Origin of the sequence: Natronolimnobius sp. AArcel1, from assembly GCF_011043775.1 — an archaeon.
Classification (GTDB): Archaea; Halobacteriota; Halobacteria; order Halobacteriales; family Natrialbaceae; genus Natronolimnobius.
The window spans coordinates 589,853-615,243 of record NZ_JAAKXY010000001.1 but is presented as its reverse complement, the minus strand read 5'-3'; the positions used below and the strand labels follow the sequence as shown (position 1 = coordinate 615,243).

The 25,391-nt window shown below is 57.9% G+C and carries 21 protein-coding genes; 12 read left to right on the top strand and 9 right to left on the bottom strand.

All coding sequences use genetic code 11. The features are described 5' to 3' along the window. The first annotated feature begins 26 nt into the window (after window positions 1-26). From G6M89_RS02945 to G6M89_RS02935, 3 genes are all read left to right on the top strand, one after another. The gene (locus G6M89_RS02945) at window positions 27-698 is read left to right on the top strand and encodes a DUF502 domain-containing protein (RefSeq protein ID WP_165160300.1); all 672 of its coding nucleotides are present in this window, start codon (window positions 27-29) and stop codon (window positions 696-698) included. 175 nt (window positions 699-873) lie between these two features. Then, window positions 874-1,497 (top strand): TetR/AcrR family transcriptional regulator, encoded by a 624-nt coding sequence (locus G6M89_RS02940; protein ID WP_165160299.1) that lies wholly within the window; start codon window positions 874-876, stop codon window positions 1,495-1,497. Between the two features lie 81 nt (window positions 1,498-1,578). Further along, window positions 1,579-1,944: a zinc ribbon domain-containing protein gene (locus G6M89_RS02935; RefSeq protein ID WP_165160298.1), complete on the top strand. Its 366-nt coding sequence runs from the start codon at window positions 1,579-1,581 to the stop codon at window positions 1,942-1,944. Between the two features lie 976 nt (window positions 1,945-2,920). On the opposite strand, the gene lrp is transcribed toward G6M89_RS02935, so the two are convergent. Next, window positions 2,921-3,379 carry an HTH-type transcriptional regulator Lrp gene (lrp, locus tag G6M89_RS02930; protein WP_165160297.1) on the bottom strand — a complete coding sequence of 153 codons (459 nt, stop codon included), beginning with the start codon at window positions 3,377-3,379 and terminating at the stop codon, window positions 2,921-2,923. Window positions 3,380-3,557: 178 nt separating this feature from the next. Between lrp and hpt the strand changes: the two genes are divergently transcribed. Both hpt and G6M89_RS02920 read left to right on the top strand, forming a co-directional pair. Next, complete coding sequence (gene hpt, locus G6M89_RS02925; RefSeq protein WP_165160296.1) at window positions 3,558-4,112, top strand: hypoxanthine/guanine phosphoribosyltransferase; 555 nt, start codon at window positions 3,558-3,560, stop codon at window positions 4,110-4,112. Window positions 4,113-4,230: 118 nt separating this feature from the next. Beyond that, on the top strand, window positions 4,231-5,622 hold the full coding sequence (locus G6M89_RS02920; protein WP_165160295.1) for a uracil-xanthine permease family protein: 1,392 nt from the start codon (window positions 4,231-4,233) through the stop codon (window positions 5,620-5,622). 39 nt (window positions 5,623-5,661) lie between these two features. Here G6M89_RS02920 and G6M89_RS02915 read toward each other — a convergent pair whose 3' ends face one another. From G6M89_RS02915 to G6M89_RS02905, 3 genes are all read right to left on the bottom strand, one after another. Next, window positions 5,662-6,402, bottom strand: a complete 741-nt coding sequence (locus G6M89_RS02915) for a bacteriorhodopsin (protein ID WP_165160294.1) — start codon at window positions 6,400-6,402, stop codon at window positions 5,662-5,664. Then, window positions 6,399-8,093 (bottom strand): methyl-accepting chemotaxis protein, encoded by a 1,695-nt coding sequence (locus G6M89_RS02910; RefSeq protein WP_165160293.1) that lies wholly within the window; start codon window positions 8,091-8,093, stop codon window positions 6,399-6,401. The genes G6M89_RS02915 and G6M89_RS02910 overlap by 4 nt, the downstream gene beginning before the upstream one ends. A gap of 288 nt (window positions 8,094-8,381) precedes the next feature. Continuing rightward, window positions 8,382-9,197: a winged helix-turn-helix domain-containing protein gene (locus tag G6M89_RS02905; protein ID WP_165160292.1), complete on the bottom strand. Its 816-nt coding sequence runs from the start codon at window positions 9,195-9,197 to the stop codon at window positions 8,382-8,384. 249 nt (window positions 9,198-9,446) lie between these two features. Between G6M89_RS02905 and G6M89_RS02900 the strand changes: the two genes are divergently transcribed. Together G6M89_RS02900 and G6M89_RS02895 are read left to right on the top strand one after the other, a co-directional pair. Beyond that, window positions 9,447-10,457, top strand: coding sequence for a DMT family transporter (locus G6M89_RS02900; RefSeq protein WP_241175189.1), 1,011 nt, complete (start codon window positions 9,447-9,449; stop codon window positions 10,455-10,457). 115 nt (window positions 10,458-10,572) lie between these two features. Next, window positions 10,573-11,649, top strand: coding sequence for a Vms1/Ankzf1 family peptidyl-tRNA hydrolase (locus tag G6M89_RS02895; protein ID WP_165160290.1), 1,077 nt, complete (start codon window positions 10,573-10,575; stop codon window positions 11,647-11,649). Between the two features lie 153 nt (window positions 11,650-11,802). On the opposite strand, the gene rdfA is transcribed toward G6M89_RS02895, so the two are convergent. After that, window positions 11,803-12,435 carry a rod-determining factor RdfA gene (gene rdfA, locus G6M89_RS02890; RefSeq protein WP_165160289.1) on the bottom strand — a complete coding sequence of 211 codons (633 nt, stop codon included), beginning with the start codon at window positions 12,433-12,435 and terminating at the stop codon, window positions 11,803-11,805. Between the two features lie 271 nt (window positions 12,436-12,706). On the opposite strand from rdfA, the gene G6M89_RS02885 reads away from it, so the two are divergent. Both G6M89_RS02885 and pdxA read left to right on the top strand, forming a co-directional pair. Beyond that, complete coding sequence (locus tag G6M89_RS02885; protein ID WP_165160288.1) at window positions 12,707-13,975, top strand: four-carbon acid sugar kinase family protein; 1,269 nt, start codon at window positions 12,707-12,709, stop codon at window positions 13,973-13,975. Next, on the top strand, window positions 13,962-14,996 hold the full coding sequence (pdxA, locus tag G6M89_RS02880) for a 4-hydroxythreonine-4-phosphate dehydrogenase PdxA (protein ID WP_165160287.1): 1,035 nt from the start codon (window positions 13,962-13,964) through the stop codon (window positions 14,994-14,996). Before G6M89_RS02885 ends, pdxA begins: the two co-directional genes overlap by 14 nt. Window positions 14,997-15,019: 23 nt before the next feature. Here pdxA and G6M89_RS02875 read toward each other — a convergent pair whose 3' ends face one another. Beyond that, window positions 15,020-16,372, bottom strand: coding sequence for a glycerate kinase (locus G6M89_RS02875; protein ID WP_165160286.1), 1,353 nt, complete (start codon window positions 16,370-16,372; stop codon window positions 15,020-15,022). 31 nt (window positions 16,373-16,403) lie between these two features. Further along, window positions 16,404-18,662, bottom strand: a complete 2,259-nt coding sequence (locus tag G6M89_RS02870; RefSeq protein ID WP_165160285.1) for an NADP-dependent malic enzyme — start codon at window positions 18,660-18,662, stop codon at window positions 16,404-16,406. A 667-nt stretch (window positions 18,663-19,329) separates the two neighbouring features. Between G6M89_RS02870 and G6M89_RS02865 the strand changes: the two genes are divergently transcribed. The 3 genes from G6M89_RS02865 to G6M89_RS02855 all read left to right on the top strand — a co-directional run bounded on the left by G6M89_RS02865 (window position 19,330) and on the right by G6M89_RS02855 (window position 22,994). Continuing rightward, on the top strand, window positions 19,330-20,109 hold the full coding sequence (locus G6M89_RS02865) for an IclR family transcriptional regulator (protein WP_165160284.1): 780 nt from the start codon (window positions 19,330-19,332) through the stop codon (window positions 20,107-20,109). 208 nt (window positions 20,110-20,317) lie between these two features. Next, a complete protein-coding gene (locus G6M89_RS02860; protein ID WP_165160283.1) occupies window positions 20,318-20,818 on the top strand; it encodes an LUD domain-containing protein in 501 nt (166 codons plus the stop codon). Next, complete coding sequence (locus G6M89_RS02855) at window positions 20,811-22,994, top strand: LUD domain-containing protein (RefSeq protein ID WP_165160282.1); 2,184 nt, start codon at window positions 20,811-20,813, stop codon at window positions 22,992-22,994. The genes G6M89_RS02860 and G6M89_RS02855 overlap by 8 nt, the downstream gene beginning before the upstream one ends. Before the next feature lie 297 nt (window positions 22,995-23,291). Here the strand turns inward: G6M89_RS02855 and G6M89_RS02850 are convergent, their stop codons facing one another. Continuing rightward, window positions 23,292-24,587 carry a TRAP transporter large permease gene (locus G6M89_RS02850; protein WP_165160281.1) on the bottom strand — a complete coding sequence of 432 codons (1,296 nt, stop codon included), beginning with the start codon at window positions 24,585-24,587 and terminating at the stop codon, window positions 23,292-23,294. Between the two features lie 2 nt (window positions 24,588-24,589). Beyond that, window positions 24,590-25,120 (bottom strand): TRAP transporter small permease, encoded by a 531-nt coding sequence (locus G6M89_RS02845; RefSeq protein WP_165160280.1) that lies wholly within the window; start codon window positions 25,118-25,120, stop codon window positions 24,590-24,592. Window positions 25,121-25,391: the final 271 nt, after the last annotated feature.

The window sequence follows — 25,391 nt, the reverse complement described above, 5'->3', positions numbered from 1 at the left end:
ATATATGAACGACAGGCTTCGTACAGATGGCTACCTGGAAACGAGATTTCGCACGCGGTTTGATCGTTCTCGCACCGGTGCTCGTCACTGGGTTCGTGCTCTACTTGCTCTATGGCTTCATCGAAAGTCTGACCCCTGGGTTCCTCGTTCCAGACTGGCTTCTCGAGGGGGTCATCGCCGACGAGATGGCCCGCGAACAGGCAACGGCATTCCTCCGAGTTGTGGTGTCTATGGGTATTCTTGCGGTTATCCTGTATGGCTGTGGATCGATGATGCGAACTACCGTTGGCCCCGTTGCTGAGCGGATGTTTGATTCTGGTGCGAACTCTATACCCGGCGTTCGGGTCGTCTACAATGCCTCGAAGACCGCTGCTGAAACAGCAGTTGGTGATCAGGACCAACTCCAAGAGCCCGTCAAACTCGAGGTCTGGGATGAGATACGAATGACCGCGTTCAAAACCGGCCAACCGGCCCCTGACGATCGAGAACTGTACTTCATCCCGACCTCGCCGAATATCACAACCGGTTTTCTTGTCGAAGTTGATCCCGACGAGGTGACTTCACTAGATGAAACTTCCGAAGAGGCATTGACGCGTGTCTTGAGCGCCGGATTCGGCGATGCGGATACTGATCGAGGAATGAGTGGCGTGCCAATCGATGTCGTTTCCGCATCCTCGTCGCGGTCCGACGACACCTAACTACCTGTTATTTCTGTTTCAATAGTATCGACGTCACGACGAGACGAGCGATCCAACTCACATTATGTTTCATGTGCGGTCAGTGAATAGTTATTCTACACTCGGAGTACGGCACCGACACTCAGCAAGTGGATCGATCCTGAACTATTTATGCTCGACAATCGTTCGAGGGCGTATGGCAGACACGTCGGGCACGAACTGGTCGGGGTCCGAAGGGGAGGAACCTGCTGATACGAGCACGGAAATCATGTGGGCAGTGTATCGTGCACTCTCGAAAAACGGCTATCCGGAGTTGACGATGTCTCAGATTGCAGCCGAGTTCGAAAAGAGCAAAGGACTGCTGTATTACCACTACGACAGTAAGGAAGCCATTCTCAACGACTTTTTCACCCAGTTATGTGAACGTCTCGAGGCCTCACTTATCGATGCGGACTACGATGAGCCGGCCGCCCAACTGCAGGCAGTTATCGACCGCGTCTTGCCGACGGAGATGGATGACGAGCAACTCCAGTTCCGACAAGCGTTTTTTGAGGCTCGGTCACAAGCACCGCATAACCGTACGTATCACGAGCAGATACAGCGATCTGATCAAATCATCATCGAAACACTGCAGGAGACGATTGAATGGGGAGTCGAAACCGGACAATTCGTCGCTGTGGACCCTGAGAGCCAGGCTGAGTTACTGTTTTCGATGCTGTATGGGGCCATGGAGCGAGGAACGGCGCTTGACGATCGCGATCTTCTCGATCGGAATCGAGCGCTAATTGAGACTCATATCGAACGCACATTGCATACGTAATTGAGGTGGTGAGTGTGGTTCACGTTCTGATAGTAGTTTGTCGACGGAACGCTTATAGTTGACTAATCATTCAGTCAGTGTATGGGCGACCAATCATCCAAGCGGCCGTGGCTCGCAGCCGGATTGACGCTGTTTGTTCCCGGACTTGGACAGCTCTATCTCCGACGGTGGCTCCGTGCGTTGGGCTGGATTACCCTCTTGGTCACCGTCTCGTTCGTTTTTGTCCCCGAATCGGTGTTCACTGACGTCGGATCGGCAACCCTCTGGGATGGTCTCCCGCTCGTGATTGTCGGTACTCTTTGCGTACTTGATGCGTACCTCCTTGCACAGCATCACAACCTCCAACTCGAGGCCCAGGGAACGGCCCGTTGTTCGTCGTGTTACCGGGAACTCGACACAGAACTGTCGTTCTGTCCGTGGTGTGCCACAGCGGACCCCGACAGGTAAGACGTATACTTGTCGCGACCAGTGTAGTGCGTGGATTTTCCATCATCTCTTAATCCGTGTGTTACAGCCTGTATCCGTAGATCTCGAGGAAACTTACATTCATACGAATGTAAGTAGTAACATCCCTATCTGGCTGACTGGTTAGTCAGCAAGCGTCTTAACTGTTACTGACTATTCATTCAGTCTCTGTTCAGCCTCCAGCGGCGCAGATATTTCTCAGTTGCGCGGTTCCAGACTGAGAAACGAGGCAACAGACCTATATTGAACGAACGGTTAGTCATATGTGCTGGGTTCCACCAGCTCGCTTCGCTACGAAGCTGATTGCCCCATCAGCGTCGGTGTGAAGGGAGTGGATCGAACGCTACCCGAGATTTCACCAGTCTCAAGCGTTTTGATCCTTCTTTCTCTCTCTGTCTTTGGCGTCTTTGACGTTTCACGTCGTTCTTATAAACAAAACAACTGTTCAGTTATCCTCTGTATGTCTCGAGTCACCGCTCTTGGAATGGCCCTGCTCTTGTTGCGATAATCATGTTTATGTATTGTTTATTATGCAGACTTACCACTATCTAGTATATTTATCAACCTGTACTTTTGTGCGCTCCCAGACTGACACTCCAGCTGAGTCCGTACAAGAAACACTGTGCCGAAATCTAACCACAGTCTGTCGAATTTGACCGGTAATCTGAAAACTTGACGAATATGGTTGGCACTGTTGTATCTCGTGACTCTAATACTGATCTGTTGTCATCCTCGAGAACTGTCTACGCTTTATCCACAATATATCGGTCTAGAATACTACTGCCGAAACTGTCTATTTCGAATGTTGGCACCACTGGAACAGACCGTTCCGGTATTGTCAAGTCGGGCAGTAGACACTCGAGGAGAGACAGAACGCAACTGGAGTGTGACAGCCGACTGTATCGATTGCCCCAGACTGGCGAATGCCAGTCGCAGTCGGATGGTGTTGTCCTGGTTGTTACGCGTCGGTGTCCAGTTCGAACTGCTCGTTCTCGCTGACGCTATTGAGAACGACACTGGTGTTCGACTGGTTGATGTCTGGATCGGTCAACAGCGTCTTGATCTGATCGTTCATATCATCGGTGTCGGTGAACTTGCCGATGGCGATGACGTCGTAGTTGCCAGTGACTTCGTAGACGGAGATCATCTGTTCGTGATCTTGTAGGGTCTCCGTGATTTCGGGGAGAGCGTTCCCCTCGGCTTTGAGTTGCATAATTGCAGTCACGTCGTAGCCGACTTCGTCATAGTTGACAATCGGCGTGTAGCCCTCGATAACGCCTTCGTCCTCGAGGTCAGAGAGGTGATTCGAGACGGTTGTCACGGAAACGTCCAGTTCTTCGGCGAGACTTCGCAGACTCGCGCGGCCGTTCCCAAGCAGTTCGTTGACGAGGTCCGAGTCGAGATGCTCGTACGTCATACTGAAGGATGACTCGCTTCCACTACTAGATGTTTACGAAAATTCGATTAATTGCATGAAACGATACGTCTGTAAAGGGACTGAGCATACATTGTTCCGCCATAGGTATTCGGAACCGAGTGAATCAACAGAGAGTCGAGAGCGAACGACTTTTGGATGGATTTTCCGAACCAGCAGTATGGACCGACTCCTCGCGTCGCTGGACGATGCACCGATTATCGACAAAGACGGCTACGAATACCTCGTTCACCCGATCAGCAACGGCGTTCCCCGCCTCGAGCCCGACCTGTTGCGGGAAGTTGTCGTCGAGGTCATGCAGACGGCTGACCTGGATGTCGACAAAATCGTCGCCCCCGAAGCGATGGGCATTCACCTCGCAACGGCGCTCTCCCTGCAGACCGACATCCCACTCGTCGTGATCCGTAAGCGTCCGTACGGTCTCGAGGGTGAGGTCTCGCTGCACCAGGAGACGGGCTACTCGGAGTCGGAAATGTACATCAACGACATCGAGGCGGGCGACCGCGTCGTGATCGTTGACGACATGCTCTCGACGGGTGGCACACTCGCAGCGATCTGTGAGGCGCTCGATGACATCGGTGCCGACATCGCCGATATCGTTGTCGTAATGCGAAAAGTCGGCGACTCCGCACTCGACAACACCGAATACGACGCGACGAGTCTGATCGACATCACAGTCGAGGATGGTGACGTGACGGTACACGACGAGCAGTAGCCGCTCAACTTTCATTTCTAAGACATCTTTATTCATGCATACTTGTGTATCGTTTGGGGCGTACTAGCCGTCTTTACGAACCTTTTTGTACACCTATCTGCAACGTGGCGGTCACACAATGTCGTCTGAAACGGATAGGGGCGTTCAGATCGAATACGGCGTTGACGAGAAACCGCCGTTACCAAAATCACTCTTGCTTGGGTTACAGCATATTGCCGTGATGATCGTGCCAGCGACGGCGGTTGCATACATCGTCGCGGGTGATGTCGGCCTCAACCCCGCGGATACTGCCTACATCGTCCAGATGGTGATGCTGTTCTCGGGGATTGCAACGATGATTCAGGCCTATACTATCGGCCCGGTTGGGGCTCGACTGCCGATTGTCATGGGCTCGAGTTTCACGTTTGTCGGAGCGTCGATCTCGATTGGGCTTGACTACGGCTTAGCGGCCGTGTTCGGTGCGATTTTGGTTACTGGTTTCGTTGTGGAAGGACTCATTGGCTGGCAGTTCAAGCGCATCAAACCTTTCTTCCCGCCGCTTGTCACGGGACTCGTCGTCGTGATCATCGGACTCTATTTGATCCCCGTCGCAATGGAATACGCAGCGGGTGGGAGTGATGCCGCTGACTTCGGTGCACTGTATCACCTCGGTCTGGCTGGTCTCGTGCTTGGCGTCGCAGTCGTTCTCAACATGCTCACACGCGGTGTGACACGCTTGCTGAGCGTACTCATCAGCATCGTCGTCGGCTACGTCGCAGCCATTGCACTCACGTTCGGCACCGGCCTCGAGATCGTTGACTTCTCGCCGGTTGGGGATGCTGCACTGATCGCGTTCCCCGAACCGACACGTTTTGGCCTCGAGTTCGAGCCGATTGCGATTGCGACGTTCGCCGTGCTCTTTCTCGTCTCGGCGATGGAGACAGTCGGTGATATGTCGGGGGTGACGGCTGCAGAAGGCCGAAACCCAACCACAAAGGAGTTCCGCGGGGGCCTGTTTAATGACGGATTCTTGAGTTCAATTGGCTCGATTTTTGCTGCGTTCCCGATTACCTCGTTCTCCCAGAACGTCGGCATCGTGAACTTCACGGGCGTGATGAGTCGCCACGTCGTGGGTATCGGCGGTGGAATCCTTGCACTGCTCGGCCTGAGTCCAATCATCGGCGCTGCTGTCACAACGATTCCGTCGTCGGTCTTCGGTGGTGCCGTCTTGCTCATGGCCGGCATGGTCGCCGCAAGTGGCGTTCGGCTCATTATCACGAACGCGAGCCTTGACCGCCGAAACATGGTAATCGTCGCTGTCTCGCTCGGACTCGGACTCGGGATTGCAACTACGCCCGAAGCGCTTTCGGGCCTGCCCAGCGACGCCGAATTGTTCTTCGGTCAGCCGGTTATCGTCACGGCGCTCTCTGCGCTCCTGTTGAACACCTTCGTCCCCGGTCCACAGAGCCCGCTGTTCGATCGCTCTGAACCCGAACAAAACGAAACCGCGAGCATTTCGAGCGACGACTAACTGGTTTATCCGCCGGTTTCGTAGCCCGTTCGGGCCTGCTCAGATCGATTCTGCTTGTGTCTCAGTGTCTGCCTCGAGTGTGTCCGCATCTGACCCGGACCCAAGCGAAAGGAGTGGTCGGCTCGCTGCAGTCTCTGTGAGTGCGTCTGCACTCCGGAGGACAATGCCACCGAAGCCGACGACGATGATCACTTCGACGTAGGCGGCAACCAGTTGGCTAATGAAGTCATCGGTGAGCGCTGCTGCTTCACCAAGCATACCGGTGACGACGAGTGCAATCCAGCCGAGGACGATCAGGTTCCGCAGTTTCGTATAGAGGAGGCGTCGCTCACCACTGACTCGTGACGCTGCCCGCATGAACGGGCCGAACAGCAGGTAGATGCCGGCAGCGAGCAAGACGAACGGGACAAGCGTCAACACCGTCCCAATCGTCCCCTCGAGCTGCCAACTCGCGTAGGTTACCCACAGGCGTGTAAGCACAATTGCCAGTAACGCACTCGTCAGGTATCTTCCAGCACCGGCAACACCGGTTACCACGAGACAGATCGCCGTCCAGAGCCCCGTGTAGCCGACAAAGCGGATCGCATCCGTCTCGAAGCCTGCGCCATGCGCGATGCCCATCCCGAGATACGAGAGTGCCATTGCCCCACTCGCGACGACGGCGGCGTATCCGTAGCGCCGACCCGTTGGCGAGTGCCTTTGGGCATACCACAGGAATCCCAGCGTTGCCAGTCCGAGCAGTCCGGCCCCAGTCAGATTGAGTGTTACTGGATCGATCATCGCGTCTCACCTCCGGAGGATCCAAGCGGCGTTCTGGCTGTCGGCGTGCTCGAGCCACCATGGGTGTTCGAACTCGAATTGGATGAACTCAAACCGAGACTATCGATGTGAAAGGCTTCGAGTAACTCACGGAGGTCTGTCGCGTCGTCCTCGAGCCCGGTTGCAGTTCCAGAGACGGTCTCGATCGTTGCTGTCGTCTCTTCGGCGGCCGCTGCAGCTTGCTGTGCGGCACTCGCCGTCTCGGTCGAGACGGCTGCCACCTCGTCGACGATGGTCGTCAACTCCTGAGCGGAGTCTGCCTGATCGTCAGCCGTGTGGGCAATCTCCTGAATGCTTTCGTCGACGTGTTCGACTTCCTCGGTAATCGTCTCCTGTCGCGACTCGAGGTCGGCCACGAGCGATGCTGTCTCCTCGAGTTCGGCGTCGACGGTCGTAATATCGGCCGCTGTGGCCTCGGTCCGATTTCGGATCGACTCGAGCGTCGTCTCGATGTCGTCGACGGCAGCCATCGTCTCCTCGGCGAGCGACTTGATCTCGCTTGCAACGACCGCGAAGCCGTCACCGTCTTCGCCGGCCGTTGCCGCCTCAATCGAGGCGTTCAGCGCGAGGAGGTTCGTCTGATCAGCGATGTCATCGATCAGCGCGATAATCTCGCCAATCTGTTCGGTTTCGGTCTCGAGTTCGTCGACTTGTTCGACGACGGCGTCGGTGTTTTCGACCAGCGAGTCCGTCGTCGTCACAGCGGTCGAGGCGACTGACTGACCGTCCGCAGCGAGCGTTGCAACCTCTCGAGACTGCTCTGCAACCGCGGCCGTTGTCGAGGCGACCTCCTCGGTCGCGGCCGAGAGGTTGCTGACCTCGCTCGCCGCAGCGTCGAGTTCGTTGGTCTGTGTCGCCGCGCCGTCTGCGATCTCCTGGACCGACGCGGCGACCTCCTCGCTCGCGTCTTGAATCTGTGCACTCGAGGCTTGGAGGCCAGTTGCGGCGTCTTCGACTGTCTCAGCGGAGGTCTGGATATCCGTGATCGTCTCGCTCATCGTCTCGACCATCTCGTTGAACGAGTCAGCGATTGCCACGAGCGCCTCGTTATCGACCGTTGGCTCGAGACGCTGGTTGAGGTCGCCGTCAGCGCAGGCATCCATCGTCGCCGAAAAACGTTCGGCCTCGGCGATCAGCGCCTCGTTCTGTTGTTCAACCTCCCGGCGTGTCGCCTCGACTCGCTCTCGCTCTGCCTCGAGTTCGTCGGCCCGCTGCTCAGCCTCGCGTCTGGCTTCTTGGGCGCGTTCTCGTTCAGTCTCGAGGTCTATCAGTGACTCCTCGAGCGAGTCGCGCATTCGTCCAATCGTCGCGTACAGTCGACCGATTTCGTCGTTTCGGCCCGTCTCGAGGTCGACATCGAACTCGCCGTCACCGATGCGTTCCGTCTTCGAACTGAGTTGTTGCAACGAGAGTGCGGTGTTCCCGCCAGTAACAATCCCAAACAGACCGAGATTCATGATGAAGATGACCAACAGCCCGGTCAACGCGCCCACTCCTCGTGTCGTCGCCTCCTCTGGCGGGCTCGAGACGATGTAATAGCCGAAAACAACGCCGAACGCGAGTGTGACGGCAATGATCGTACCGATCGACGCTGCAATCTTTGCGCTGTACTGGCGACGGATCCGTCGTGTCACGACGTTTCGTGCTATCATTGCCTCCCCCCCGTAATTGCCACTGGTGCCTTCAGTCCCATCGTACTGACTCATCTCGTACGAACTGTGATAATTGTTATTGCCGTATGATAATTCCTAATTTCCTACTGCCAATCGATCGATTGTGAACAACAGAGGACACGTGTAAACGGGTTTTTGACGGAGAATACATTCATGGTGGCAACAAAAGTATACTTTAAATGGCTAATGATATCCTGACATGTCTGTACGATTTTGGTGAGTATTGCAGTGGTATCACTAGTCGGTTTGGCACCACTTTTCCGTCCGCTATTCGGGTGTTGACGACGAAAGATCGCCAGCCTCGAGCGGTGTTGCATCCGCCCAGTACGCTTCGAATCGCTCGTGTGCCCACGACCGGACCGCGTCGTCGTCAGTGTCGACTGCGGCCCGCAACACGCCATGGTCGTCTCGCAGTAGCAAGTAAGCGGTTTCGTCGATAACCATCGCTGCGATCGGAACGCCTTCCTGCCGAGTACGAACCGTCGCCCGCTCGTTCTCGAGGAGGGTTCGAAACGGGGACCGCAGAGAGGGGTCTGCCTCGAGTGCATCGATTGCATCCTGTGAGAAGACGCCCTCGAACGTTTGCACGTCGGCGCCGGTGCGCTCGCGGACCACAGTGAGAGTCTGTTCGTTAAACGCGTGTGAGACAGCGCGGACGCGCTCCCCCTCGCGCAGCAACGACAGCAACCGTTGTAACGGCGCGTTCGGCCGCGTCTGCGTCGGGAGCGTAATCGTCGCGTCCGAGAGTCGCCGAATGTCGAACTCGAACTCCTCGCTCGGCAGATACTCGACGATCGTCCGCAGCTTGCGCTCGGTCTCGAGAATTGTTTGTAAATCGTCGAATCCGGCAGCGACAAGGCAGCCGGTTGCCGTTGCCCGATACTCGCTGCCGGCCCGCGTGATCCACGAGCGGTCAGCGAAATCGCTGAGAATGCGCCCGAGCGTCGCCTGTGATGCGCCAGTTTCACCGGCCAGTTCGGTTCGCGTATGGCTCTCCTCGGCGAGTAACCCGAGAACTGCAACCCGATTTGGCGAGAGTGAGAGAAACTCGATCTCCTCGAGTGACGCCTCCGACGGTTCCATACTGATCGTTGTCCACGAGCCACCAAAGTATTTTCGCCCTGTGAAATTGTTTCACTCCGTGAAATCGCGGCACACTGAACATAGCTTTCGGTTCCTGAAATATTTTCTGAGACAACATATGACTGCTGGCATCATATGCTCTCGTATGCGTTTTCCTTCCACCATACGTTGCTCTTCCCGTGACAAATGGACAGTTTGTCACACCGATCTATCGCTCGCTCGTGTCGCCCCGCTAGAGGTGTGTGTCTAATGGATCGACGAGCAGCCATCTTCTTCGCCCTCTCGAGTCTCTTTTTTGGTGGGACGTTCGTCGCCGCAAAGGCTGGACTCGAGTACTTCCCGCCGTTGTTGTTCGTTGCGCTTCGATTCGACGTTGCAGCGGTACTGTTGGGCGGCTACGTACTCTTGACGTCCTCGCGCGAGGAACTGCTGCCCTCCACGCGGGGCGATTTCATCGGTATCCTCGCAACAGGGGGCCTCGTTATCGGGTTGGCAAACGCGCTCTTATTTGTCGGCCAGCAGTATGCGACGAGCGCCGTCGGCGCAATCGTCTTCAGCCTCAACCCAATCTTGACGCCGGTCTTTGCTGCCGTCCTCCTTTCGAACGAACGCCTCTCTCCCCGCGGCGCGGTCGGAATGGGACTCGGACTTGTCGGCGTTATCCTCGTGGTCAGTCCCGACGCCGCAAGCCTCGTCGGCGGTGACGCCGTTGGCCGAGCGATTCTCTTTGCCGGCGCAGTCAGCGCCGCACTTGGTGCCGTTCTCATCCGCCGCGCCAACGCGACGCTCTCGAGTACGGTTCGTATCGCCTGGGGGCTGCCACTTGCCGCGGCCCTCTCACACGGTCTCTCGGCGTTTGCCGGCGAGTCGTTCAGTGCAATTTCCTGGACAACGGAGGCACTTCTCGCGCTTGGCTACGTCAGCGTCTTCGCCGGTGTGCTCGCCTATCTTGCGTACTTCGCACTGCTCGACTCGAGCGGGGCGATTCAGGCAAATCTGGTCTTCTATGTTGTGCCAGTCGTCTCGACGCTCGGTGGCTGGGCGCTGCTTGGCGAACAACTCGCCGCCAGCGCCCTCGTTGGTTTCCTGATCATCTTCGCTGGCTTCGCCATCCTCGGAACCGCGTCGGTGGATCTGCGGACGCGAGTCCCCACGTGTCTCTACGAATACGATCTCTCTGCGTGTCTCCCGGCGACGATCCAGTCACTGTCGGACGACCACGCGAGACTCGAGCAAGAGTCACGTCACTCATCCGAGTAACGAACTACACACCGCCTTGAGAGCGCCAGCCAGTTTTTCAACTCCGTGACGCACGTCCATCAACTTCCACACCGTTGCTCGGCACGCAGTGCATGCCGTGTGACGATACTCACCTATGTCGATGGCTCACTACGAACTTCACGACCGACTCGAGCGCCTTGCTGCGGCCAGCGCCGACCAAGATATTCTCGTCACACTTGCCGTGCCACCTGACGACTCCATCGGTGAGGCTCGCCAGCCCGTCGAGACGGACTACGCCGAAGCCTCCCAACTCGACGAGCAATCGCTTCCCACACCGCTCGTCGACTCCCTCGAGAGCGTCCGCAGCGCGCTCACCGAGTACGACGAGATCCCCGAAAACGGCCTCGCAATCTACGCCGGGGCTGTCGACGGCGAGCAACTGCTCACAGTTTTCGACGATCTCCCAATTGCGATCGAGGAGTCGATCTACGAGCACGCAAACGAGTTCGACCTTTCGCCACTCGAGGACGTGACCGAACCCGATTCGACGTACGGACTGCTCGTCGTCGAACGCGGCGGTGCAGCCCTTGGTTGGCTCGATGAGACCGGTGTCGAACCGATCGATAGCTTCGACAGCGACGTGCCAGGCAAATCAAGCGCCGGTGGCCAGTCCGCTGAACGCTTCGAACGCGACCGCGAACGCCAAAAGCGCGACTTCTTCGATACCGTCGCTGAACGCGCCACACTCGAGTTCGTTGATGAAGGCGCCCACGCCGTCCTTCTCGGTGGGACGACTGGAACGGTTGAAACCTTCCGCGAAGAAACCGACCTCGATCACCGACTCGAGGACCTGCTCGAGGGCGAATTCGCCGTCGAATACGCCACTGAACAGGGGCTTCGCCAACTCGCCGAAACGGGCCAGCAGGCGATTGACGAGCGAGACCGCCGTGACGCTCGTGACGCACTCGAGGACTTTTTCGCAGGCGTTCGTGACGATGACGAGGCCGTCGCCTACGGCTACGACGAGGTTGACGATGCCCTCGAGTATGATGCCGTTGACCGACTACTGCTCTCGACCGGCCTCGAAGAGCAGCGACTCCAGCCACTTGGCGACCGAACGGCTGAGCAAGGCGGCGACACGGTCGTCGTGCCCGATGACTTCGCCGACGGCGAGCGCTTCCTCGAGGCCTTCGACGGGATTGCTGCGCTGTTGCGGTTTCCGATCGACTGATCTGCGAGACGTACCAGTTACCAATGTATTATGTGCCCGTGGTATATTGGGCTGTCCTCAGTCTATCCGACCAGATGCGTTCCTACAGAAAAATCTACAGCGCACTCGCCACTTCGTCGACGAATCAGCGTCAGACCGTCACCGGATTGGGCCTCAGTCTGCAGACTGGCAGTCACAGCTGCCTTGGTCGAGCAAGTCCCGAATCGTGTACTGGGTCTTACAGTCCTCACACGTCACGGTCACGTTGACGAGCACGTTGAACTCGCCGATATCGAGGACGTCACCACGCTCGAGTTGGGCAACCGTATCCTCAGTCACCGCTGCGGTTCGGTTGCGAAGCGCACCAAGTTTATCGCGGCTTCGCTCGAGTTTCTCCGCATCGCTTGGCTCTTCGAGTTCGGCCTCGAGACAGTCTGTGAGGTGGTTATAGACCGTCTGATGGGAGATAAAATCGCGCTCGACGGTTTCGACGGGGACCGAATCTCGCTCGAGTTCCTTGCGCGTCTGGACGCGTGTCCCGCTGCTGACGTCGTCGCTCGTCAGGAGCCGGTAGGTGTTTTCGACCTCTCCGTCTTTGTACTGCAAGCCGGCCTCGTCGAGTGCGGCCTCCAGGACGCGCTGGTTGACGTGTTCAGCCAGGTCGCGGGTGCTATACCGATCCTCCGTGCGGTCAGTCCAGTAACGGACGAGGTCGTCGTTGAGGTCGATGAGATCGTATTTCCCGGCGATCCGGCCGACCTTACAGCCACAGGCCTCGCTCGCTTCGTCGGGCGTCGTCTGAGTCACTACCAGTAGTAATCGCGGGGGTAAGAAAAATCTTTCCGCACATCGGCTGTTTACAAGAATACTGGCGTAATCGGTGTGAATACCGGCCGAACAGGCGTCAGACGCGTGGCTGACGCGCCGTCAACTGTTGCCTCCAGTAGGTGGCCCAGATGCTGTGTATTCGTGTTCGATTAATTTGTTGTCTGGCAACATCTAGAAAATCAGATAGTCTCGGTTTGGGAACCGACACACAATGAGATAACGGTTTGTACCACCATCCAAACGTACTGCCATGGAACGCGCGCTCGTCGTTGCAGACGACTATACCGGCGCGATGGACACCGGACTAGGGTTCGCCGCAAACGGCCGGTCGGTACAGGTCGTTCTCGCCGGTCCGGACTCGAGCGGGCTCGAGCGCCCTGGCGCTGTCGAGACCGATCCGGACGTGCTCGTTGTGGACGCAGACACGCGCGCACTCGAGCAGAAAACGGCGGGTGCGACTGTCTCTCGCCTGCTCGCAGATACACCTTCGATCGTCTACAAAAAAGTCGACTCGACGCTGCGGGGCAACGTGGCGAGCGAGGTGACCGCTGCGGTCGACGCGATCGATGCCTCGATTGCCGTCGTCGCCCCCGCGTTTCCCGCGACGGGCCGTCTCACCGCAAACGGCATCCAGTTCGTCGATGGCATCCCGCTTGCACAGGCGGGCTACGGCGTCGAATCGTCCACGGTCAAGTCTCAACTCGAGGCGTCACCGTACGACTGTGAGCCGCTGTCTATCGACACTGTCGCCGCTGGGAGCGATGCGATCCGAACGACTCTCGAGGCTACACTCTCCGGCGAACCGACGCTCGTCACCTGTGACGCCCTCCACGAGCGACATCTCGAGTCGATTGTGACCGCAGCCCAGTCACTCGAGGAAACGGTGCTGTTCGTCGGTAGCGGCGGTTTAGCGAGCGCATTGGCGGTCCCGCAGTCTGGGGACTCACCCGCGCTCGAGTCGCCCACCGGCGATGTCCTCGGCGTCGTCGGCAGCATCAATGAGCGCACGCTCGAGCAACTCGGTGCCGTCTCCGACAATCGAATCGTCCGCATCGACCCCGCCAAGGCTGTCACTGATCCGCACACGGCAGGGACGGCCGCGGCCGAAGCAATCCGCAACCGGCTCGAGGCACACGGCGAGGCAGTCGTGACGAGCGCGCTCGAGTCAGCAGACGTCGACAAAGCTCGCGAGGCTGCAGCAGCGGCCGACTGCACGGACGATCCGGGCGATCGAATCAGCACGGCGCTTGCGACGGCAGCCGCTGAAACCGCTCGTCTGGCACCGCTCGCTGGACTGTTTCTCACCGGCGGCTCGGTCGCTCGATCGACACTCGAGCGCCTCGATGTGACGACGATCGAACTCACGGGAGCGTCAGTCGGTGACGGCATTCCGGTTGGCTACCTCGTCGATGGCGACCTCGCGGGGTCGCGAGTCATCACGAAAGCCGGCGGCTTCGGCACGGAGAAGAGTATCGTTAACTGTCTCACAGCGCTAGCCGAGCGCAATGACTGCGAGTGACCGGCCGACTGTCGCGGTAACGATGGGTGACCCCGCGGGCGTCGGCAGCGAGATCATCGTCGCCGCCTACGAACGGCTGTGTGACGTAGCGAATCCCATCGTCATCGGCGATGCGAGTGTCTTAGAACAGGCACTGGACGTGTGCGACAGCGACCTCGAGATTGCGCCTGTCGACGCCGTTTCTGACGCGTCGTTCGATCCGACCACGATTCCGGTTCTCGATCTCGGCGCTGTCGACGGCGACGCCCTCGAGTACGGTGTTGTTCGCGAGGAGTACGGCGAGGCGAGTCTCGCATATATCGAGCGCGCGATCGAACTCGCACTCGCAGGCGAGATCGACGCGATGGCGACAGCGCCCATCAACAAACAGGCGACTCGCCTCGCGGGTAGCGAGTACGCCGGTCACACGGGGATGCTGGCCGATTACACAGACACCGAGAATTACTCGATGATGCTGGTCGAAGACGACCTGATCGTTACCCACGTCAGCACGCACGTCCCGCTGCGGGAGGCCTGCGAACTGGTTACAACTGAAACCGTCCTTGAGACGATCCGCGTCACCGACGCCGGTCTGCGAGATCTGGGTATCGGCGACCCGGAAATCGCCGTTGCCGGCCTCAATCCACACGCGAGCGATGGCGGCTTGCTCGGCGACAAAGACGACGCCGAAATCCGACCAGCCGTCGAGGCGGCCCGTGAGGAGGGCATCGACGCACAGGGTCCGGAATCGCCCGACACTGTCTATGTGCAGGCTGCTCGCGGTAACTACGACTGCGTCGTCTCGATGTACCACGATCAGGGCCACATCCCAATCAAAACGCTCGGCTTCTCGAGCGACGACGCCGTTTCCGGTGTCAACGTCACGATTGGACTCCCAATTGTTCGGACGAGCGTCGACCACGGCACCGCCTTCGACATCGCTGGCGAGGGCGTTGCCTCCGAAGCAAGCCTGATCGACGCCGTCGAGATTGCTGCAGACATGGCTCGGCGGCGAAGCGACCACGAGCAAATAGCAGAGTGACCGACGCTGACATTGGCTCTGGCTTACTCCGACGGCTCGACGACGATTGCCCGCAGATCGTTAACGTTCGTCCCGCTCGGGCCTGTGCGAATCACGGCACTTGCCTCCTCGAGCACCGATAGTGCGTCGTTTCGCTCGAGTGCATCGCGGCCCGCCTGTTCGGGAATTGTCGACCCGTCTGCAATTGCTCCGGCGACATCGGTCGCGCCGTCGATGCCGTCCGTATCGACGCTCGAGACGACGATCTCCTCGTCCTCAAGTGCGAGCGCACCGCTCAGGACGAACTCCTGATTCGGGCCACCCGCACCGGGGTCGTCGCCGAGCGTGACCGTCGTTTCGCCGCCCGAAAGCAAGACCGCTGGCGGGGTGACTGGTAACCCCGTTTTACGGCATTCTTCTGCAATCGCGACGTGTGTCAGTGCGGCCTCTCGAGCCTCGCCACGAACACCCGAGGCAAGTATCAGTGGCTCGTAGCCAGCCTCGAGTGCGCTTTCGCGGGCTGCCTCGAGTGCCGTTCGGCCGTTGCCGAGAACGTGCGTGTGGGTGCGGTCGAACACCGGGTCTGTTGCCGTGGGTGTTTCCGGTCGCTCGTCGTTCGCGCCTGCCTCGAGATGGTCCCAGACGGCCTGTGGGACGGACAGGTCGTAGCGCTCGAGGACGCCGAGCGCGTCGCGGTACGTCGAGTCGTCGGGAACGGTCGGGCCGCTGGCGATGACGCTCAGATTGTCGCCAACGACATCGCTCAGGACGAGCGTCACGAGGGATGCTGGTGCCACAGCGCGAGCGAGGTGGCCGCCCTTGATCGCCGAGCAGTGTTTTCTGACGGCGTTGATCTCGTCGATTGTGGCGCCACAGGCCAGCAGTTCGTTGGTGACGGCTTGCAGGTCCAACAGCGCCAGCCCTGGTGCGGGGGCTGCAAGCAGTGCGCTCCCGCCGCCTGTAATCGTCGCCAGCACGAGGTCGTCCTCCCCGCACGCGTCTGCAGCCTTGAGGACGCGCTCCGTGCCCGCCACGCCGTCGTCGCTCGGAATCGGATGGTCGCCCGCGTGCACGTTGACGATGCTCGTCTCGGCTGGATCATCCGTGACGACCACCCCGCCGGTGAGCCACTCGCCGAGTTCGTCCTCGAGCGCCGAGGCGAACTGCGCTGCGGCGTTTCCGCCGCCGAGCACGACCACGTCATCGTACGCCTCGAGATCGTACTCGCTCACCTCGTCAGTCTCGACGGTGAGCGTTCCGTCGTTGACCGAGAGCGTCTCGGCGACTCGAGCGGACGGCTGTGCGGCTCGAATGCCAGCGAGCAGGCACTCGAGTGCGACCTCGTGGGCCGCACTTTGGCAGATGGCATCTCGGCGATGACAGCGGAGATCGGTCATATGTCAGCTTCGCATCCCGCAGGGTATGTATCTACTGCGAGGATTGCTGGGCTTCGACCGATGCGACAGCTGCCAGATTTACGATGTCTTTGACTTCATCATCACGCTGGAGGACGTGGACCGGTTCTGCCATTCCCGTCAGCATTGGGCCGACCGCTTCCGCGCCGCCGAGTCGCTGGAGCAGTTTGTAGGTAATGTTGCCCGCCTCGAGATTCGGCATGACCAACACGTTCGCCGGCTTCTCGAGGTTGGCGAATTCGTAGGTTCCCTGTAGGGTTTCCTCGACGACGGCAGTGTCCGCTTGCATCTCTCCGTCGACGGGGAACTCAACTTCCGAGTCGGTGCGAAGCAACTCTGCTGCGCGCCGTGGCTTGCGGGTTCCCTCGTTGTCGACGCTGCCGAAATCGGAGTACGACAGCAAGGCGGCGCGTGGCTCGACGTCGAACCGCCGGGCGATATCGGCCGTGTGGCGGGTGACTTCCGCGAGCGTTTCGGCATCGGGATCCTGGTTAACCGTCGCGTCCGCGAGGAAGACGACGCGGTTCTTGAACGTCAGCATGTAGACGCCAGCGGCGTAGTCGACGTCGTCTGCGGTGCCGATGACCTGCAGGAGCGGGCGCAGTGCGGAGGGGTAGTGATGGGTCAGTCCGGTCAGCATCGCGTCGGCGTCGCCCTGTTCGACCATCACCGAAGCGAAGTAGTTGCTGTCCTCGATCAACTCCGCGGCCTCGCGGCGAGTGATTCCTTTTCGTCGGCGTCGCTCGTAGAGCGCATCGACGTACTCGTCGTACGACCCGCCTTTCGGGTCGACCACGGCCGGCTCGAACTCGAGGCCGAGTTCCGTGGCGATGCGTTTGATTCGCTCTTCGTTGCCGATCAGCACCGGTTCGGCGATGCCTTGTTCCTCGAGTTGGTAGGCCGCGCGGACGATCTTCTCGTTGTGGCCCTCCGCGAGTGCAACGCGCTGTGGATCGCTCTGGGCTTTGTTGAGCACGACGCGCATCATCTCGCGGGACTTTCCGAGTCGGGCCTCGAGATCCTCAACGTAGGTGTCGACCTCGAGATCGGTTCGGGCGACGCCGCTGTCGATGGCGGCGTTTGCGACCGCTGGCGCGACCTCGAAGAGCACGCGCGGGTCCATCGGCTTCGGGATGATGTACTCGGAGCCGAACTGCAGGGGCTGGTCGCCGTAGGCCTTGCGGACGGCGTCTGGCACGTCCTCTTTTGCGAGTGCCGCGAGCGCCTCGGCGGCGGCGACTTTCATGGCCTCGTTGATCTCGGTCGCGCGCACGTCGAGCGCGCCACGGAAGATGAACGGGAAGCCGAGAACGTTGTTGACCTGATTCGGGTAGTCAGAGCGCCCAGTCGCCATGATGACGGTATCGTCGCGCGCCGCTTTCGCCGCGTCGTAGCTGATTTCGGGCGTTGGATTCGCCATCGCGAAGATGATCGGATTGTCCGCCATCGACCGGACCATCTCCTGGCTAACGATATCGCCCGCTGCAAGCCCGACGAACACGTCCGCGTCGACCATCGCCTCCTCGAGTCCACCCTCGGGAGCGTCGCGAGCGAACTCTCGGTTGTAGGCGTTCAGATCGCCATCCTCGGCCCGCTCGGTCGTCAGAATCCCGTCGATGTCGACCATCGTGATGTTCTCTTGCTTGACACCGAGCGAGACGTAGAACCGCGCGGATGCGACTGCGGCAGCGCCAGCGCCGGCGAACGTCACCTCGAGGTCAGCGAGGTCCTTGCCACTAACTTCGGTGGCGTTCAACAGCGCCGCGCCGCTGATGATCGCGGTGCCGTGCTGGTCGTCGTGAAAGACCGGCACGTCCATACGCTCGCGTAGCTGGCTTTCGATGGTAAAACACTCGGGCGCTTTGATATCCTCTAAGTTGATTCCGCCGAATGTCGGCTCCATCCCTGCGACAGACTCGACGAAGGCCTCTGGGTCCTCGTGGTCGAGTTCGATATCGAAGACGTCGATATCTGCAAATCGCTTGAAGAGGACGCCTTTGCCTTCCATGACGGGTTTCGATGCCTGTGCGCCGATATCTCCAAGTCCAAGCACCGCAGAGCCGTTCGAAACGACACCGACCAGGTTCCCTTTGACGGTGTACTGGTAGGCCGCATCCGGATCCGACGCAATTTCACGACACGGGCCCGCGACACCCGGCGAGTACGCGAGACTCAACTCGCGCTGGGTGTTCGTCGGCTTCGTCGTCGTTGTCTCGAGTTTTCCTGGCGGGCGCGCCGCGTGGTACTCGAGGGAATCGTCTTCAAGAGTCATATGCAGTAGTGCGCGTATCCGCTCAAAAGCCTATGGAAACCGACCCAATTCGCGTCAATCGTCGCTATTTCCTCGTTATCGACTCTTGCTTGTCATTCTCGAGTGATATTGTTTGATCTGTATTGGTGTACTTTCGATCTTGTGAGGGCGAACATCTGTTCGTGAGCGATGAACGATATGTGTGTCTGATAAAGCCAGGGAATTACCATTGTGCAGAAAACATATTTCTGCCACATATATTTGCACTTTTATTATAGTTCTATTCCATTTATATAGTGTGAATATTCTGGCTGCATACATCGGACTATTTGGTAATAACTGTATAATTTTCAGTATTTACTCTAATAAGGAGTGATTTAACCGCATTATGATAACGACCCTACTTATGAATTCATAAATTCAAACCTTCATTTCTAATAAAATGATTAGAATATGATATGATTGTGGCACCTAGTTCTGATGCCTGGTTGCTGTCCACTCTCGAGCTATGTTCGTTTCTCTGCGTTGTAGTACCGATTCACAAGCAGTAGCCCACTCGAATTACAGCAGTATTGTTGTAAACACAGGCGGCAAGGCAAACCCAGTAGTAGACGTCCGTTTATTCCTCACGAACGCATCTATGAAACTGACCGCAGTGTATATACGAGCATAGTGGCTGTATCGGCGTATGACAAACCGAAACAGTTCGTCCATTCAATCGGTCGAACACTCATTGCGAATCGTGACCTGCCTTCGTGAGCACGGTCCAATCGGAGTTTCAGCTCTCGCAGAACGTGTCGATATGCCAAAAAGCACTGTCTACGTCCACCTCCAGACACTGCGAAACAACGGATACGCAATTCAAATAGACGGAACGTATGATCTTGGACTTCGCTTTCTCGAGACAGGGAGCATTGTTCGTCGCCGAAACAACGTTTATCGGGCTGCTCGAGAAGAGGTTGATCAGCTTGCGACTGATGTCGAGGAGGCGGCAAATCTCGGTGTTGAACAGGACGGAAAGCGAGTTATCCTGTACAAGGCAGAGTTAGGAGAGGCGATTTACGATAATACGTCGACGGGTGAGTTCACGTACATGCACTGGACTGCAATCGGAAAGTCGTTACTCGCGAACTTCTCATCAGATCGGGTTGAGGAAATCATCGACCAACACGGCTTGCCACAGGCAACGGATCAGACGATCACCGAGCGCGAACAGCTGTTCAACGAGCTTGAACAGATTCGTGAACGCGGCTTCGCTGTTGAAAATGAAGAGCATCGAAACGGATTGGTTGCCATTGCGGTTCCCATCTTTGATACGGACTCGGACACTGTCGTTGGCGCACTGTCCGTTTCAGGCCCGCGCCAACGACTCGTCGATACTGCTGATGAAACCGAGATCAAATCAGAGATCATCAATGCAGTCAGGAACCGTGCAAACGTCGCCGAACTTCGGTACAATCACTACTGAGGCCTCCTGTTAGTGACTATACTATGTTTTGGAGTCGCAACAGCCGGATCAAAACCCTCTGTTCCATGCCGGTCGAAACAGCGTGACAGCCGAAGCGCGAAACCTTTATTCGCATGTGCACCTGCGTTAGTGGCATACGCATGGCTCGCAGAGATTCGGGATTATCCCCACTAGCTGAGGGTTTTGCCTACGCTGGAGGGCAAAATCTATGAGCGCGATTGATGACTTCTCGAGCGCCGCAACTGCGGCCGGTGCCTCCGTACAGAGGGTTTCGAGAACGGCTGCAACGGAGACCCTCAAGGAACTGACTGAACAGCCGGCGGTCGGTGTTCCGCTCGAAATCGAGGACGTGTCATTGCCAGACGACCTCGAGACGGCACCGGATGAACAAACGTTGCGGGCCGCTCGAACCGGAATCACTGCGTCACCACTTGGTATCGAATCACTTGGGAGCGTTGTGATCCCGTCTTCGGATGACGGTACTGGCCCGATCAGTCTCTTTCCGGAGCGACAAATTGCCGTCGTCGAGCGCACAAATATCGTCGCTGATGTCGAATCCGCGTTCGCCAGGCTCGCCAAGCGGTACCAAACTGGCGCGAATGACGCCGTCATTGTCACTGGCCCAAGTTCGACTGGTGACATGGGTGCGCTGGTAACCGGTGTTCACGGTCCTGCAGAACTCCACATTGTGGTGATCGACGATGAGTAGTGAACCCAACTCGAGAGGCGATACAGCAGCACACATCCGTCACTTGATGGAAACAGAGGGCGAGGCCGTCGCGGATAATACGCGGCTGTTCAATGACCGGCGCTACGACTCCTTTGACGAACTCGGCGAGGAGCGACACGACCAACTGCGCGAGCGAGCGCGCTCGATAAAAGAAGACGCCATCGAACGCCTGCCGGAACTGATCGAGCAACTCACCGAACGCGTCGAGCAAAACGGCGGGACCGTCTACGTCGCCGACGACGCTGCAGACGCAAACCAGTACATCGAGACGGTGTGTCGGGACGCCGACGCCGAGACGGTCGTCAAGAGCAAGTCAATGACCAGCGAGGAGATTGCGGTCAACGACGCGCTCGAGGACGCCGGTATCGACCCCGTTGAAACCGACCTTGGCGAACTGGTGATCCAAATTGCCGACGAAGAGCCCTCTCATATCGTCGGTCCCGGGCTTCACAAGTCTCGCGAGGATATCGCCGAGTTGTTTAACGAGCACTTCGATCACGACGAGCCGTTAGAAACGGCTGAGGAACTGACCGCGTTCGCACGAGACCATCTTGCCGAGCGAATAGACGAGGCGAATGTCGGCATGACCGGCGCAAACTTCCTCGCGGCCGATACGGGAACGATGGCCCTCATTACGAACGAGGGGAACGCCCGAAAGGTCGTCGAGGCGACGGACACACACATTGCGGTCGCCGGAGTCGAAAAAATTGTTCCTTCGCTCGAGGATATCGCGACGTTCGTTCAGCTGGTCGCCCGCTCTGGTACCGGCCAGGCGATTACCTCCTATACGAGCCTGTTCTCGCCGCCCGTCGATACGCCGCCGGTCGAGGCTGACAAACGCGAGTTCCACCTTGTGCTGATCGATAACGGTCGGATGGATATGCGCGAGGACGACCAGTTGCGCGAAACGTTGTACTGCGTGCGCTGTTCGGCCTGCTTGAACTCGTGTGCAAACTTCCAGTCCGTCGGTGGCCACGCCTTCGGTGGCGAGACCTACACCGGCGGTATCGCAACCGGCTGGGAAGCCGGCGTGCACGGCCAAGAGAGCGCTGCGGAGTTCAACGACCTCTGTACCGGCTGCTCGCGCTGTGTCAACCAGTGCCCGGTCAAAATCGATATTCCGTGGATCAACACTGTCGTCCGCGACCGGATCAACCGCGGGAAAGATCCAGCGACGTTCGATCACCTGGTCGATGGACTGACTCCCGATGAAGAGCCTGCTGGGATGGACCTCGGCAAGCGCTTCTTCGGGAACTTCGAGACGATGGCGAAACTCGGTTCCGCAACGGCTCCTGTCTCGAACTGGCTTGCTAATCTGAAACCGAATCGGCTCCTCATGGAGCGTGTTCTCGGAATCGACTCTCGGCGCGAACTGCCGTCGTTCGAACGCGAAACCTTCCGTGAATGGTTCGAGGCTCGAGAGACAACCGACCCTGATGACCCAATCCGGCGCGCTGTCTGCTATCCCGACCTCTACACCAACTACGTCGACCCCGGCCGCGGGAAAGCTGCCGTTCGGACGCTCGAGGCACTTGGGGTCGCCGTCGAGATGCCGCCGGTTCGATCGAGCGGACGCGCCCCGCTCTCACAGGGGATGGTCGAGACGGCAGGTGAGCACGCTGAGGCGGTCTGTGACCGTCTTAGGCCGTACATCGAAGCGAACTACGACGTCGTCGTGATCGAACCAAGCGACCTCGCGATGTTCAAACGCGAGTACGAAAAACTCGTTGACACCGACGACTACGATGCGCTGGCCGAGAACAGCTACGAGATTATGGAGTACGTCTACGGGCTTCGGGAAAACGGTGCTGACCTCGACGCACTCGCCACTGGCGGCGACGAACAGGTGTTCTATCACAGCCACTGTCAGCAACGAACGCTCGGCCTCGAGCCGTATACGACGGCGATTCTCGAGGATTGTGAGTACGACATTACGACAAGCGAAACCGAGTGCTGTGGCATGGCAGGCTCCTTTGGCTACAAGAACGAGTACTACGAACTCAGCATGGAAGTTGGATCCCGACTCAAAGACCAGCACGAAGACGCTGGCGTTCCCGCAGTTGCGAGTGGAACGTCCTGTCAGGACCAACTCGCTGATCTTTCAGGCGACCGGCCGCCCCACCCAATCGAACTGATCGACCCCACATACACATAGGGCAGCGGTCTGTCTGCGCTCTTCGTTTTGCGACTTTTCGGATGACAGTGGATTGGCGTCTTCCACTGAGAAAATTCGAGACACAGTGTGGGGAGCACTCGAGTGTATTGGTGCGATCTCTCACGCAGTGAAACAGATAACGACTCATCTGAGACGGTTCAGACAGGCAGTCGTACCGATCTATTGGCATACACAATACGTCGCCGTTGCACAGTCTATGACTTACAACTGCCCGTATCAGGTACTCTCCACTCGATTGGGTGACGCGAAAAAAGCGATGTGACGCAGATTCAAGCCTTACTGGCCGTATTCGTACGGGATGTACGTCGCCAGTTCAGGGACGAAGATGACCAGGATGAGCACGAGGAACAGCGGGATGTACCACGGAATAACCGCGTACATGACTTCCTCGAACGTCGCATCAGTCACCTTCTCGAGGACGAACAGGATCACCCCCAGCGGCGGCGTCAGCAGGCCGATCATGAGCGTCAGGATCATAACGATCCCAAAGTGGATCGGGTCGATGCCGACCATGTCGATAACGGGCATCAGGACGGGAACGAGAATCGAAATCGCAGCGATGGTTTCCATGAACGTTCCAACGAGCAGGAACAGAAGGACGAGCAAGAGCAGAACCATCGTGGGGTTCTCCGTTACGCCCGTGATTGCATCCGCCATCAGCATCGGCAGACGGAGTTCGAGTGCGACAAGTCCGTATGCCGCGGCAACGGCGATAATGAACGTCAACGCAAAGGTCTCGACTGTCGCATCACGGATCTCCTCGAGGACTGCGGTGGTCGTAAGGTCGCCCCAGACAGTGCCAACAATCAGCACGTAGACAACGGTGATTGCGCCGGCCTCAGTTGCGGTGAACAGTCCGGAGAGGATTCCGCCAACGATCAGCACCGGAATTACCAGCGCGGCAAACGCACCGGAGAAGGTTCGCAGGACGTTCATAATCTCGAATGTCCCGGTACCACCGTACCCACGGCGCACGGCGACGATTCCGACCATTCCAAGCAATACAGCGCCAATCAGCAATCCGGGGACAATTCCCGCGAGGAATAGATCACTGATCGATTCTTCGGCGAGAACGCCGTAGATGATGATAGGAACGCTCGGCGGAATAATCGGGCCAATGATGGCCGAACTCCCGGTAATCCCGAGTGCAACGTCCTTATCGTAGTCGTACTCGCGCATGGCCGAGTACTCGATGCGGCCAAGGCCTGCAGCGTCAGCGAGCGCAAGTCCAGACATCCCGGAGAAGATCATCGATGCTGTCACGTTGACGTAACCGATGCCACCTCTGATATGACCAACAACAGCATTGGCGAAGTCGAAAATATCCTCTGTCATCCCGCTCCGGTTCATCAACCGACCGAGAACGAGATAGAACGGAATCGCCAGCATCGTAAAGGAGTTCAACCCAAACAGGAGCTGATTGCTCAGCAGTGAGGGGTTTAGATCCGGACCAAACGGCGAAACCATGACGGTGAGGACCGTTGCCCCCATTGCGACCGCTACTGGAACGCCGAAGGCATACAACACGAGCAACGTCCCGAGGAACAACAGCGCAATTAGTGCCAGTTCCATCGTCACTCACTCTCCTCACTTGAACGGGTGAACCGTTTCTGAAGGTGTTCGTTGTACAGTACCTGTGACTCGTAGATGAGCATACACGCAAGGCCCACCGAAATTCCAAGGTACAACAGCCCACTGGTGACGAAGCCAACACCGCCAAGATTCGAGTTCCAGTTGTTGACTATTGCGGGGACTGTCCCTGAGAGTGCGAACACAACGAAAACAACAACGACGACCGAACTAATCAGGTCAAACACCTGCCTCACGTCCGGGCGCTTCTCCTCGAGTTTGTTAAGGACGAACGTCATTCGAATGTGCTCGCGGTTCCGTGACGCCACAGCTGCGCCGAAGAACGTTGCAACGATCAGTGTAAATCGCGCTGCTGGTTCAGTCCACTGGGCGGTAATCGGTAGGTTCAGGGTTCGAATCAGTACTTGCATCGTTGCCAGCACGATCATCAGCGTGAACATGCCGGCCGCAAGGAACAGGACGACCCGATCGAAGAGGGACTCCTGTGAGATGTCTAGTGACTGGTCGACCTCCATATCAAGCGGATTACGTCGTGGACAAATAAGCATTATGTTCATCGCAGGCGCGGAAAACCTGTGATCGAGACGGTTTCACTTCACTTTTGTATGACAGATCTCGCTCGAGTCAGTTGGATAGTGAAGTTGCAGGTGATACATTTCCAAGCCTATTTTGTGATCTTTTTTTGCGCTCTTGACTAGTGACTGCGAGCTAACGGCACGAAACAACGCTCTGCTAATCGAAACAGTCATGAGGAATCAGGCAAAACCACCGAGTGACGTTATGAGC

Excerpts from the sequence above, each read along its gene's own strand:
- G6M89_RS02945 (WP_165160300.1), top strand. The coding sequence starts at position 27 with ATGGCTACCTGGAAACGAGATTTCGCACGCGGTTTGATCGTTCTCGCA.
- G6M89_RS02940 (WP_165160299.1), top strand. The coding sequence starts at position 874 with ATGGCAGACACGTCGGGCACGAACTGGTCGGGGTCCGAAGGGGAGGAA.
- G6M89_RS02935 (WP_165160298.1), top strand. The coding sequence starts at position 1,579 with ATGGGCGACCAATCATCCAAGCGGCCGTGGCTCGCAGCCGGATTGACG.
- lrp (WP_165160297.1), bottom strand. The coding sequence starts at position 3,379 with ATGACGTACGAGCATCTCGACTCGGACCTCGTCAACGAACTGCTTGGG.
- hpt (WP_165160296.1), top strand. The coding sequence starts at position 3,558 with ATGGACCGACTCCTCGCGTCGCTGGACGATGCACCGATTATCGACAAA.
- G6M89_RS02920 (WP_165160295.1), top strand. The coding sequence starts at position 4,231 with ATGTCGTCTGAAACGGATAGGGGCGTTCAGATCGAATACGGCGTTGAC.
- G6M89_RS02915 (WP_165160294.1), bottom strand. The coding sequence starts at position 6,402 with ATGATCGATCCAGTAACACTCAATCTGACTGGGGCCGGACTGCTCGGA.
- G6M89_RS02910 (WP_165160293.1), bottom strand. The coding sequence starts at position 8,093 with ATGATAGCACGAAACGTCGTGACACGACGGATCCGTCGCCAGTACAGC.
- G6M89_RS02905 (WP_165160292.1), bottom strand. The coding sequence starts at position 9,197 with ATGGAACCGTCGGAGGCGTCACTCGAGGAGATCGAGTTTCTCTCACTC.
- G6M89_RS02900 (WP_241175189.1), top strand. The coding sequence starts at position 9,447 with ATGGATCGACGAGCAGCCATCTTCTTCGCCCTCTCGAGTCTCTTTTTT.
- G6M89_RS02895 (WP_165160290.1), top strand. The coding sequence starts at position 10,573 with ATGTCGATGGCTCACTACGAACTTCACGACCGACTCGAGCGCCTTGCT.
- G6M89_RS02885 (WP_165160288.1), top strand. The coding sequence starts at position 12,707 with ATGGAACGCGCGCTCGTCGTTGCAGACGACTATACCGGCGCGATGGAC.
- pdxA (WP_165160287.1), top strand. The coding sequence starts at position 13,962 with ATGACTGCGAGTGACCGGCCGACTGTCGCGGTAACGATGGGTGACCCC.
- G6M89_RS02875 (WP_165160286.1), bottom strand. The coding sequence starts at position 16,372 with ATGACCGATCTCCGCTGTCATCGCCGAGATGCCATCTGCCAAAGTGCG.
- G6M89_RS02870 (WP_165160285.1), bottom strand. The coding sequence starts at position 18,662 with ATGACTCTTGAAGACGATTCCCTCGAGTACCACGCGGCGCGCCCGCCA.
- G6M89_RS02865 (WP_165160284.1), top strand. The coding sequence starts at position 19,330 with ATGACAAACCGAAACAGTTCGTCCATTCAATCGGTCGAACACTCATTG.
- G6M89_RS02860 (WP_165160283.1), top strand. The coding sequence starts at position 20,318 with ATGAGCGCGATTGATGACTTCTCGAGCGCCGCAACTGCGGCCGGTGCC.
- G6M89_RS02855 (WP_165160282.1), top strand. The coding sequence starts at position 20,811 with ATGAGTAGTGAACCCAACTCGAGAGGCGATACAGCAGCACACATCCGT.
- G6M89_RS02850 (WP_165160281.1), bottom strand. The coding sequence starts at position 24,587 with ATGGAACTGGCACTAATTGCGCTGTTGTTCCTCGGGACGTTGCTCGTG.
- G6M89_RS02845 (WP_165160280.1), bottom strand. The coding sequence starts at position 25,120 with ATGGAGGTCGACCAGTCACTAGACATCTCACAGGAGTCCCTCTTCGAT.